The sequence below is a fragment of the Microbacterium sp. A84 genome, assembly GCF_051842815.1.
Lineage (GTDB): Bacteria > Actinomycetota > Actinomycetes > Actinomycetales > Microbacteriaceae > Microbacterium.
In genome coordinates, this window is record NZ_JBPXMS010000002.1 from 299,170 (window position 1) to 309,908 (window position 10,739).

At 64.1% G+C, this 10,739-nt stretch carries 11 protein-coding genes; 6 read left to right on the plus strand and 5 right to left on the minus strand.

The features are described 5' to 3' along the window. The first annotated feature begins 15 nt into the window (after positions 1-15). Positions 16-1,398 (plus strand): DNA repair protein RadA, encoded by a 1,383-nt coding sequence (gene radA, locus ACSU04_RS11785; protein ID WP_439285367.1) that lies wholly within the window; start codon positions 16-18, stop codon positions 1,396-1,398. Here the strand turns inward: radA and ACSU04_RS11790 are convergent, their stop codons facing one another. The 4 genes from ACSU04_RS11790 to ACSU04_RS11805 all read right to left on the minus strand — a co-directional run bounded on the left by ACSU04_RS11790 (position 1,399) and on the right by ACSU04_RS11805 (position 5,866). Continuing rightward, on the minus strand, positions 1,399-1,815 hold the full coding sequence (locus tag ACSU04_RS11790) for a dehydrogenase (RefSeq protein WP_439285365.1): 417 nt from the start codon (positions 1,813-1,815) through the stop codon (positions 1,399-1,401). A 215-nt stretch (positions 1,816-2,030) separates the two neighbouring features. Continuing rightward, positions 2,031-2,696: a hypothetical protein gene (locus tag ACSU04_RS11795; RefSeq protein WP_439285363.1), complete on the minus strand. Its 666-nt coding sequence runs from the start codon at positions 2,694-2,696 to the stop codon at positions 2,031-2,033. Continuing rightward, positions 2,696-3,196: an amino-acid N-acetyltransferase gene (locus ACSU04_RS11800; RefSeq protein ID WP_439285361.1), complete on the minus strand. Its 501-nt coding sequence runs from the start codon at positions 3,194-3,196 to the stop codon at positions 2,696-2,698. The genes ACSU04_RS11795 and ACSU04_RS11800 overlap by 1 nt, the downstream gene beginning before the upstream one ends. 141 nt (positions 3,197-3,337) lie before the next feature. After that, positions 3,338-5,866 (minus strand): ATP-dependent Clp protease ATP-binding subunit, encoded by a 2,529-nt coding sequence (locus tag ACSU04_RS11805; RefSeq protein ID WP_439289639.1) that lies wholly within the window; start codon positions 5,864-5,866, stop codon positions 3,338-3,340. Positions 5,867-6,050: 184 nt separating this feature from the next. Here ACSU04_RS11805 and ACSU04_RS11810 point away from each other — a divergent pair, with 184 nt between their 5' ends. The 4 genes from ACSU04_RS11810 to ACSU04_RS11825 are packed head-to-tail and all read left to right on the plus strand — an operon-like array spanning position 6,051 to position 8,258. Then, positions 6,051-6,674: a hypothetical protein gene (locus tag ACSU04_RS11810; protein ID WP_439289640.1), complete on the plus strand. Its 624-nt coding sequence runs from the start codon at positions 6,051-6,053 to the stop codon at positions 6,672-6,674. Next, a complete protein-coding gene (locus ACSU04_RS11815; protein ID WP_439289641.1) occupies positions 6,674-7,288 on the plus strand; it encodes a hypothetical protein in 615 nt (204 codons plus the stop codon). Before ACSU04_RS11810 ends, ACSU04_RS11815 begins: the two co-directional genes overlap by 1 nt. After that, a complete protein-coding gene (locus tag ACSU04_RS11820) occupies positions 7,288-8,028 on the plus strand; it encodes a hypothetical protein (protein ID WP_439289642.1) in 741 nt (246 codons plus the stop codon). The genes ACSU04_RS11815 and ACSU04_RS11820 overlap by 1 nt, the downstream gene beginning before the upstream one ends. Then, complete coding sequence (locus tag ACSU04_RS11825) at positions 8,025-8,258, plus strand: helix-turn-helix domain-containing protein (protein ID WP_439289643.1); 234 nt, start codon at positions 8,025-8,027, stop codon at positions 8,256-8,258. The genes ACSU04_RS11820 and ACSU04_RS11825 overlap by 4 nt, the downstream gene beginning before the upstream one ends. A 176-nt stretch (positions 8,259-8,434) precedes the next feature. On the opposite strand, the gene ACSU04_RS11830 is transcribed toward ACSU04_RS11825, so the two are convergent. Next, a complete protein-coding gene (locus ACSU04_RS11830; protein ID WP_439289644.1) occupies positions 8,435-10,111 on the minus strand; it encodes an HNH endonuclease signature motif containing protein in 1,677 nt (558 codons plus the stop codon). A gap of 246 nt (positions 10,112-10,357) precedes the next feature. Between ACSU04_RS11830 and ACSU04_RS11835 the strand changes: the two genes are divergently transcribed. After that, on the plus strand, positions 10,358-10,654 hold the full coding sequence (locus ACSU04_RS11835; protein WP_439289645.1) for a helix-turn-helix domain-containing protein: 297 nt from the start codon (positions 10,358-10,360) through the stop codon (positions 10,652-10,654). The last annotated feature ends 85 nt before the right edge of the window (positions 10,655-10,739 follow it).

Sequence of the window (10,739 nt, forward strand, 5' to 3'; positions counted from 1 at the left end):
CGATAGGCTTGTCGTATGGCCACCCGCAAACCCGCACCTCCCGCTTTCGTCTGCACCGAGTGCGGATGGACGACACCGAAGTGGGCCGGCCGTTGCGGTGAGTGCCAGCAGTGGGGCACGGTGCAGGAACAGGCCGCGAAGACGGGCATCCTCAGACAGATGAGTCCGATCGCGCCCGGCGCCGATCGGGCCGCGCGCCCCATCACACAGATCAGCACGGCCGACACGCCCCGCCGTTCCAGCGGTGTCGGCGAGTTCGATCGTGTGCTCGGCGGCGGCATCGTGCCGGGGGCTGCGATCCTGCTCAGCGGCGAACCAGGCGTCGGTAAGTCCACCCTGCTGCTCGAGGTCGCCGCTCAAGCTGCTCGCGGCGGGCGCCGTGTGCTGTACGCGAGCGCCGAGGAGTCGCAGGCTCAGGTGCGACTGCGCGCCGAGCGCACCGGTGCGCTGCACGACGAGCTGTATCTGGCCAGCGAGACTGACCTCGCCACGATTCTCGGGCACATCGACGAGGTGAAGCCGCAGCTCGTCATCGTCGACTCGGTCCAGACCGTGGCATCCTCACTGTCTGACGGTGCGGCGGGCCAGCCCAGCCAGGTGCGGGAGGTCGCTGCGACGCTGATCCGGGTGGCGAAGGAGCGGAGCCTGCCGATCATCCTGGTCGGGCATGTCACCAAGGATGGACAGGTGGCAGGTCCGCGCATTCTGGAGCACCTGGTCGACGTCGTCTGCCATTTCGAGGGCGACCGCCAGACATCACTGCGGTTCATCCGCGCGCTGAAGAATCGTTTCGGTCCGACGGATGAGGTCGGATGCTTCGAGATGACCGGCGCTGGCATCGCCGAAGTTCCGGATCCGAGCGGGCTGTTCCTGGGCCACGGCTCGACGGAGCCCGGCACGTGCGTCGCGATCTCAATGGAGGGCCGCAGAGCGCTCCCCGTCGAGGTGCAGGCACTGACCGTCGAGTCGACGGCGCCGAATCCCCGCCGGGTGGTGTCGGGACTCGACTCGGCGCGCGTGGCGATGGTGTTGGCGATCCTCGAGAAGCGTGGTCGCATCCCGACCGGAAAGCTCGACGTCTACGTGTCCACCGTCGGCGGAGTGCGGTTCATCGAACCCGCGGCAGACCTCGCGATCGCGATCGCCGTGGCGGGCTCGATCCGACAGTTCTCCGTGCCTCGCACGGTCGCGGCGGTGGGCGAGCTCAGCCTCGCAGGCGAGGTGCGAGCGGTGACGCAGGCCGCGCAGCGTCGATCCGAGGCAGCGCGGCTCGGATATGTGCAGGTCATCGATGAACGCTCGGGCACTCTCGACGCTGCGTTGAACGACGTCCGCTCGCACAGCCGCTCATCGCATCCGGCGAAGCCGCGCCGGGAAGACGCGATTCCGCCGTTCTGATCAGGCCTCGAGTGCCTTGAGTAGCTCGTCGGGCGATGCCTGCATCGGATGCGGCCCCGCGATGTCGAGGAACACCGTGGTGATCGTCTCGCGATGTGTGGTCAGAAACTTCTGCAACCAGGCTGGCGAATAGATCCCGACGCCAGGGGGAAGATTCGCCGGCTTGTGCGTCGCGTCACTGAACAGCAACAGGGCAACGTCCCCGGATACGGGATCGCGGAAGGTCCACACCTCTCCGCCGTCCAGCGGGTTATCGCGTGCGCCTGCCGTGAGCAGCGGCACCACCGTATTACCGTTGCGCAACGCCAGCGCAACCGCTGCCATGTCCTGCTTCTCGAGCGCCCGCGCGAGGGCTTCGGAGCGGAACTGCTCGGGTGCGGGTTTCTTACTCGCGGACTTCGACTTCTTTGCTGCCATGTCTCCAGCATAAAGATTGGGGCCCTCTCGAGTCGTCCAGTGGGGACTGGGGTACTCGAAAGGGCCCTCGGATTCTCGATCGGTGAAGTGTCGAAGCGCTGGGGACGCTGAATACGACGCCACTGGGGATGGCTCACACCGAATTATCTCGAGAATCTCTTCAATGGTATCCCAAAGGATGCGAAGTGTCAGCCACGGATAGCGGACTCTAAGCTTTAATACAGCAAGAACTGCCGGGTTGTTGCATCCGTGAATCCGCCGATGGAGACGGTGAGATGGTACGACGCTCCTCCGCCGGGCGCTCGCGGCCGATTCTCCTGCGCACAGGTGTCGACGTCAGAACGCGTGCGATCCCAGATGACGGGCTCGGCACTGGGCACGGACTGACCGGCCGCAAGCGTCACGACCATGCTGCTGGGGTTCTCCTGACAGTGCCGTGAGTCCCACCACAAATCGTTTCCGCTGGTGACAGTGAACTCCTGCGTGGCAGAGCCGACATCGATCGAGCAGTCCTCGGAGCCGCTGTTCGTCAGCACGATCGAGAACTCAGGCAGCGAGCCCGCCGGATAGGTCTCGGCATTCGTGGTCGCTTCGACGGTAACATCACTCGCCTGGCACGGCGCGATCCCCGGCGTCTCCTCAGCGGTCGGCTCGACGCTCGGCTCCGGGCTCGGTTCCGGAGACGGCGATTGCTCACCCGTCTCCTGTGGTGTCGACGTGGGTTGTGATGTCGAGGTGTGGTGGGTAGTGGCATCCGCCCACGGCTGCGCGATGATGAGCCACGCCCCGACTGCCAGCGCGGCGAGCAATACGAGAAGCCCAAAGAACACAGCGAGCCTGCGTCGCCGATACTTGGCGCGTGTTCTGCGACGACCTGCCATCACAGGTTCTTCAGCATCCGCATGTTCCCGAGAGTGTTCGGCTTCACATGGGCAAGGTCCAGGAACTCGGCGACACCCTCATCCGGGCTGCGCAGCAGCTGCGAGTACACGTCCGGGTCCACGATCTGTTCGCCGATCGGAGCGAACCCTCGACCGGTGAAGAATGCCGTCTCGAAGGTGAGGCAGAAGAGTCGGCTCAGGCCGAGCTCGCGCGCACGCGCCTCGAGCGATTCGACGATTTCGCGCCCGACGCCGCGATGCAGCCAGTCATCACGCACGATCAGCGTGCGCACCTCGCCGAGGTCTTCCCACATCACGTGCATTGCGCCGCACCCGATGAGCTCACCGTCTTTCTCGGCAACGATGAACTCCTGCACGGCCCCGTAGAGCACCGCAAGATCCTTGCCGAGCAGGATGCGTCGCTCGACCAGCGGCTCCAGCAGATGGTGGATGCCGAGGACGTCGGCGCTGCGCGCGGGGCGGACGGTGTACTCGTTCACCCTCCCAGCCTAAACTCGCGCCGCCTTCCCACCCGGCATTCACCTGATAGTTGCTGCGGCAACAGTTCGTCTGGGGTTCGAGACATGAGCAGAAACGAAGAAGGGCGGATGCCGAAGCATCCGCCCTTCTTCGTTTGCGAGTTACTCGCCTGAAGCTACCGCCAGGTCGGGGGTCGCGGTGATCGCGCCGCCCGTGTTGATCCCGACCGAGACCTTCTCGCCGCGCTGGCTGGTCTCGAACGTGAACTTGCCGTCCTCGAGATCCACCTTGACGTGGTCGCCGGAGTTGAGTTCCCCGTGCAGGATGCGCTCGGACAGGTGGTCCTCGATCTCACGCTGCATCGCACGACGCAGCGGGCGAGCACCGAGTGCCGGGTCGAAGCCGATCTCGATGAGGCGCTCCTTGGCCGCCTGTGACAGCTCGATCGTCATGTCACGGTCGAGCAGACGATCGCCGAGGCGCTTGGAGAACAGATCCACGATCTGCACGAGCTCCAGTTTCGACAGCTGCGGGAAGACGATGACATCGTCGACGCGGTTGAGGAACTCGGGCTTGAAGTGACGCTTGAGTTCCTCGTCGACCTTGCCCTTCATCCGCTCGTAGCTGGTCTGCGCGTTGCCCTCGACCTGGAAGCCGACGGGGCCACCGGCGATCGCGGACGATCCGAGGTTCGTGGTCATGATGATGACCGTGTTCTTGAAGTCCACGATCCGGCCCTGACCGTCGGTGAGACGGCCCTCTTCGAGGATCTGCAACAGCGAGTTGAAGATGTCGGGGTGAGCCTTCTCGATCTCGTCGAACAGCACGACGGAGAACGGCTTGCGGCGCACCTTCTCGGTGAGCTGGCCGCCCTCTTCGAAGCCGACGAACCCGGGAGGGGCACCGAACAGCCGCGACACGGTGTGCTTCTCACCGAACTCGCTCATGTCGAGCGAGATGAGCGCATCCTCATCGTCGAATAGGAACTCGGCGAGCGCCTTGGCCAGCTCGGTCTTTCCGACACCGGTGGGGCCGGCGAAGATGAACGAGCCAGAGGGACGCTTCGGGTCCTTGAGGCCGGCCCGCTGACGACGAATCGTCTTCGCGAGCGCTGCGATCGCTTCTTCCTGGCCGACGACGCGCTGGTGCAGCGCCTTCTCCATGAAGACGAGACGGCTCGATTCCTCTTCCGTCAGCTTGAACACCGGGATGCCGGTGGCCTGAGCGAGCACTTCGGCAATCAGACCCTCGTCGACGACCGCGTTCGTCGCGACGTCACCCGAACGCCACTGCTTCTCCAGGCGAAGGCGCTCGGCGAGGAGGCTCTTCTCCTCGTCACGCAGGGAGGCGGCCTTCTCGAAGTCCTGCTCCTCGCTGGCGACTTCCTTCTGCTCACGGACGGCAGCGATCTTCTCGTCGAACTCCCGCAGCTCCGGAGGGCTGGAGAGGATCGAGAGGCGCAGGCGTGCGCCAGCCTCATCGATCAGGTCGATGGCCTTGTCCGGGAGGAAGCGGTCAGCGACGTAGCGATCAGCAAGGTTCGCTGCCGCAACGATGGCGCCATCCGTGATCTGCACCTTGTGGTGGGCCTCGTAGCGATCACGCAGCCCCTTGAGGATGTTGATCGTGTGCGGGAGCGTGGGCTCCGCGACCTGGATCGACTGGAAGCGGCGCTCGAGCGCAGCATCCTTCTCGAAGTGCTTGCGGTACTCGTCAAGCGTGGTCGCACCGATCGTCTGCAGCTCACCACGGGCGAGCAGCGGCTTGAGGATGCTCGCGGCATCGATCGCGCCTTCCGCAGCACCTGCACCCACGAGGGTGTGGATCTCGTCAATGAAGACGATGATGTCGCCGCGGGTGCGGATCTCCTTGGTGACCTTCTTCAGGCGCTCCTCGAAGTCACCGCGGTAGCGGGAACCGGCGATGAGCGAGCCGAGGTCGAGCGAGTAGACCTGCTTGTCCTTCAGCGTCTCCGGGACATCACCCTTGACGATGGCCTGAGCGAGTCCCTCGACGACGGCGGTCTTGCCGACGCCTGGCTCACCGATCAGAACCGGGTTGTTCTTGGAGCGTCGGGAGAGGATCTGCATGACCCGCTCGATCTCCTTCTCGCGCCCGATCACCGGGTCGAGCTTGTTGTCGCGCGCGGCCTGGGTGAGGTTGCGACCGAACTGGTCGAGCACCGCAGAGCCTGCCTGCGTACCGCTGGACGAGTCGTTGGTCTGCGCACCGACGGCGGCGGGCTCGCGACCCGGAGCACCGGAGAGCAGCTGAATGACCTGCTGGCGCACCTTGTTCAGGTCGGCGCCGAGCTTGACGAGCACCTGAGCGGCAACGCCTTCACCCTCACGGATGAGGCCGAGGAGGATGTGCTCGGTGCCGATGTAGTTGTGGCCGAGCTGCAGCGCTTCGCGCAGGCTCAGCTCAAGCACCTTCTTCGCGCGGGGCGTGAAGGGGATGTGGCCGGTCGGCTGCTGCTGACCCTGGCCGATGATGTCCTGCACCTGCTCGCGCACTGCGTCGAGGGAGATGCCGAGACTTTCGAGCGCCTTGGCGGCGACGCCCTCACCCTCGTGGATGAGACCGAGCAGGATGTGCTCGGTTCCGATGTAGTTGTGGTTGAGCATCTTCGCCTCTTCTTGGGCGAGGACAACCACTCGACGGGCTCGGTCCGTAAATCTCTCGAACATGCTGACTCCTTATTCGCACGGGGCGAAGACGCGGCAAGCGCCTGTACATCGAGAGTAACGACCGCACAGGGCTGGTATGCCCGTGTTCGCCGTCGGCATAGCGAGCCAGGCTGTTGACATGGGTTATCGATAGTCGTTATGTTAACGAGAGTCGATAACAACGACTATCGATAAGGATAGGAACATGACCGGAGACACAGCAGCAAACCGCCGGATGAAGCAGATCGAGAAGGTGGTACTCGGCGTCGTCGCAGGAGCCGCAGCCGCCATCGGAATCGTCGACATCGTGGCGCTCACGATGCGGGTCATCGCGCTCGCAACCGATGAAGCGATCGTCGTCAACGGCATCCCTCTGATGGATTTCCCCGCCGAGCAGATCAGCGAGGCATCCGCACAGGTCACCAGCGCCGCCTTCGAAACGCTGACTCTCACCGCGACGGGCTTGTCCGGGTCGATAAGGGGGTTGCTCATCACAGCAAGCATCCTCACAGCACTGGTCGCGATCGGGATTTGCGCCGTCGTCGCCTGGTTGTGCGTGCGCGTTCTCGTCGGGCGACCGTTCGTCCGATCTGCGACGTGGGGAATCGGGATCGTGGCGATCCTCGTCGTGGCCGGCGGGCTGCTTGGTCCACTCTTCGAGAGCCTCGCGAACGCCGAAATCGTAATGACGCTCGACATAACCGGGCTGCCGGTGTTCCTCGCCGTTCTCGACCTTTCCCCACTCGGTTGGGGCATGGCCCTCGCCGTCGTCGCGGGTGCGTTCGAGATCGGGCAGCGCATGCAGCAGGACACGAAAGGACTCGTCTGATGACATCTCGAACCCCGCAGCTTCAGGCAAAGCGCGATCGCAATGATCTCCTGACCGGGATCGCGGTCGGCGCGATCGTCGTCGGCATCCTGGTCAACGACAGCATCCAGCGCTTGGTCGATCTTTTCGCCGTTCCGGGATCGATCACCGTCACGACCCGCGTGCCCGCGCAGGAGATTACCGCCGCCGTCGGCGGTGGTGTGCCCGCCACCGCGGAGATGGTGACGCTCACAGCATCCGGAGTCAACGTGATCAGCGTCGCGTCGCTCGTCATCGCGATCGTGCTGCGCGCACTGTGCCTGATCTCGGTCGCAGTGTTCGCAGTGATCGTCTGCCTGCGCCTGCTGCGCGGAATCGTCTTCGATCGAGTGAACACAGGTCTGACGTTCACGATCTCGATACTGCTGCTCCTTGCCGGCCTCGGCCCTCACTTCTTCGAGACCATGGGGTTCAACGGAGTGTTCGTAGCCCTCGGCGGCGACTTCAGCGACGGACGATGGCTGCTGTTCCGAGACGGAATCCCGCTCTACATCGCGTCCGTCGCGGTCGGCGTTCTGGTCATCGTCTTCCGTCGAGGCGCAGCCATGCAGCGCGAGATAGAAGGGCTCGTCTGATGATCAACTTCATGGGCGAGTTCTGGCCATCGCTGGGGAACATCGGCATCACACTCGCTGTGATCGGCGCTGTCGTTGGACTCGTTATCTGGCGCGGCAAGCGCCGAGGCAGCAAGACGATTGCGTTGGATGCGGCCCTGACGATCTCAGGTCTGTGGGTGATGTTGTCACTCGCCGGTGCCCTGATCGTCGTGATCAAAGCGTTCACCGTGGATTGGGCGGAGCTCCACGGAGCGACATCTGTGTGGTTCCCTTGGCCATCCGACCTGTGCAACACGCTCGCCAAGGGAGGTACGACGACCTGCCGATCTGAGAACCTGTCGGACTTCACGGTCGAAGGCGCGTCACTGGGGCTCAGGCTGATTGCCGGCTCAGCGCAGCTCTTCTCGATGGCGTTCTCTACTGTTCCCGCCGCGATGCTTGCCGTGATCTGTTTCCAGACTCTGCGTGGGCGCACCTTCTCGCGAACGGTGACGCGGGTGCTGACCGGCGGAGCAATCGCGGTGCTGGCGCTTGGGATCGTGTCCGATCTGCTTGGCGGCGTCGCTGCGACGATCGGGCTGCGAGAAGTGGTCGATCAGAGTTCGCAATGGTACCCAATGGTGTTCCAGCTCACCGTGACGCCCCTGCCGTTCGTCGGCGCTCTCGCGCTCGCTGCGCTGGCCGCAGTGTTCCGGCAGGGCATGCGGCTTCAGCAGGAGAATGAGCAATTGCAGCGCGAGACGGAGGGTCTCGTATGACTCCGCCTGCAGAAGAGGAGGAGACCGGCATCCACTGCCGTCTCGACGAGTTGCTCGCCGAGCGCGGGATGACTCTCACCGAACTGAGCGCTCGCGTCGGGGTGAGCATCGTGAATCTCTCGGTGCTGAAGAACGATCGCGCTCGCGCGATCAGATACTCGACGCTGCGGGCGATCTGCGATGCGTTGGAGTGCGAGGTGGGCGAATTGCTGGTGGTTGCGGCGCGTTAGCTCGCGTCAGGCGCGGGAACCCTGTCTGCGGTACACCGCTCCGTGCCCGAACCAACGTGCCGGGCACGATTCCCCATCATTGCCGGACTCTGCCATCACCGGACTCCGCCACCACCGAACTCTGCCACCGCCGATACCCGTCACAACCGCCCCATCGCTCTTGCGATCCGCCCGCCTCACGCGGCGGGCATGAATCGCTTGGGCGGCGGGTCGATGCCCGCCCAGGCGTAGCGGAGCACCGCACGTTGGGCGAGCACGAACTGCTCCCCCGACGGGTGGTGGAGAACGAAGTCACCGGTGCCATCGCGCGTGATCCACCAGTCGCCGTGATGCAACTGCATGTGATGGAATCGACAAAGAAGGATCCCCCGATCGATGTCGGTTCGGCCGCCGCCAGCCCACTCGTCGATGTGGTGCGCTTCGCAGTAGGAGGCCGGACGGTCGCATCCACGCCATCGACATCCGCCATCGCGGATCGCCAGCGCAATGCGCTGGTGAGGCATGAACAGCCGCTGTTCGCGGCCGACGTCGAGCGGGTTGCCACAGGAATCGACGAGCACGCGAACGGTTCCGGTGTCGCAGATGCGCTGCTTGGCCGACTGAGTCGGCACGGCGATCAGATGATCTTCAGTCAGCGCGATCGGCGCATACTCGCCGCCCGCGCTGACCTGCTGCACGAGTCGAACCCCGGCTTGACGCGTACCGAAGACGGTCTTCGCGTCGGCCAGCACGCCGGCGCGGATCACGTCAATAAGTAAGTCGTAGGCAAGTTGATCGTTGGTACGCGCGTCGTCGATCAGGGCCGAGGCACGTTCCTTCTCTTCTGAGTCCACAAACCGTGGCCCGCCTCGGCGTGGCCGCAATGCAGCAGCAAATGCTGCCTCCGTGAACACCCCGCCTTCGTCGTCGAACACGATGGCGCCGCGACGCTGCCCATCCCGGTCGATCCACGTGCGGTACGTCCGCTTTTCGAATCGCGCGAGGAATCTCTTTTCAGCTCCGACGGGATCGAGGAGGTCGCGGATCGACTGCGCCGCGGTGCGGAGTTCTTCGACCGTGCGCTCTACCGCTTCGTGGAGAAGCTGATCGGCAGCCTGTTCCCAAGCCGCGCGCGCATCTGCGTCGCCCTCGGGCGAGCCATCTTCCGTCGCCTCGGGCGGTTCACCGAGCCCTGCTCGGATCGCATCGAACTGCGCCGCCGAGATCTCACCAGCACGCAATGCCCGCTTCAACGGCTCCTGCCAGTCCCGCTGCGGAGGCGACGGGGCAGTTCCGGAATCGCCACCAGCACCAGCACCAGCACCTGCACCAGCACCAGCACCGAAATCAAACCCGCCACCGGAACCCCACCCCGAGTCCTCTTGCTCGTCAGCGCCAGCGGCTCCGGCATCCTGCGTGCCACGATCGGCATCGTCCCCGCCCAAATCAGCTCCCGCCGCAGCATCCCCAGATTGCTCACCAGCGGATCCGCCGGCACCAACATCCGCGTCACGCTCGTCGTCGAGCACCACTTCTTCGATCAGCGCCTCACCCACCCGCAGTCGTCGCGCAGCTTCAGACCGCGTGCAGCCCGTGATCTGCTGGATAAGTGCGACCGCCGATCGCTGCCCGTGCGACTGAGCGAGGCCGGAATGCCCGGCGCTCCGCGTGGATCGCTGCCCGACGATCCCAGCGGCGATCAGCCCGACCGACTCTGCCTGCTGCACCAATCCGGCCCATTCTTCAAGAACCGCGACGACCTCGGCATCAGTCATCCCCTGCATGATGACCTGCGCCGAAGCGAGGTCACAGCCGTCACCGAGTCGCGATCCCAGCGTGGGGATCAGCGACGCGATGTCGGTGAAAATTGCCATACTTAATAATGACAGCGACCACAGACATTCGAAGATAATTACGTGCAAGCGTGCGATAGAACTTCACTTTAATGAGTCATTCCCTGCGAGAATCAACGAATGACCCCACCTGCATCGAGGTGTTCCGTACGGTGAAGTTGATTCCTCGAGTGTTACCGCTCGCGTATCGCGAAAACACGATACTCACTCAATATCGTTATTTCACGATATGCGAGTAATATCGTGAAATAGCGATAGGAGGCGACCGTGCAGCACACGACTCGACTGCGCACGCCAGGCGACATCGGTCTGGCGCTGCAGCAGGCACGCCTCGCCCAAGGGTGGACACAGAACGAGCTGGCCGCCGAGACAGACCTTCCCCAGAGCACCATCAGCGCGATCGAGAACGGGATGTCGACGATTCATCTCCGTCGACTCTTGGAGTTGGCGCGCCGTACCGGTCTCTCGATCACCGCGACGTGGGAAGACGTTGAAGCTGGGGAGGGCAACGCGCTTTGGGCTTCCTCGTCGAGGTCGAGAGCCAGGAAGGGTGCACCTCGCTGAGCGCACGCTGCCGACTCACGACGAGTCAGCGGGATTTCAAAACGCCTTCACCGCTTCGTCTTCGACTTTAGCCCCCGCCACATGA

Bases quoted from the DNA above. Each gene is read 5' to 3' on its own strand.
- radA (WP_439285367.1), top strand. From the start codon at position 16: ATGGCCACCCGCAAACCCGCACCTCCCGCTTTCGTCTGCACCGAGTGC.
- ACSU04_RS11790 (WP_439285365.1), bottom strand. From the start codon at position 1,815: ATGGCAGCAAAGAAGTCGAAGTCCGCGAGTAAGAAACCCGCACCCGAG.
- ACSU04_RS11795 (WP_439285363.1), bottom strand. From the start codon at position 2,696: ATGGCAGGTCGTCGCAGAACACGCGCCAAGTATCGGCGACGCAGGCTC.
- ACSU04_RS11805 (WP_439289639.1), bottom strand. From the start codon at position 5,866: ATGTTCGAGAGATTTACGGACCGAGCCCGTCGAGTGGTTGTCCTCGCC.
- ACSU04_RS11810 (WP_439289640.1), top strand. From the start codon at position 6,051: ATGACCGGAGACACAGCAGCAAACCGCCGGATGAAGCAGATCGAGAAG.
- ACSU04_RS11815 (WP_439289641.1), top strand. From the start codon at position 6,674: ATGACATCTCGAACCCCGCAGCTTCAGGCAAAGCGCGATCGCAATGAT.
- ACSU04_RS11820 (WP_439289642.1), top strand. From the start codon at position 7,288: ATGATCAACTTCATGGGCGAGTTCTGGCCATCGCTGGGGAACATCGGC.
- ACSU04_RS11825 (WP_439289643.1), top strand. From the start codon at position 8,025: ATGACTCCGCCTGCAGAAGAGGAGGAGACCGGCATCCACTGCCGTCTC.
- ACSU04_RS11830 (WP_439289644.1), bottom strand. From the start codon at position 10,111: ATGGCAATTTTCACCGACATCGCGTCGCTGATCCCCACGCTGGGATCG.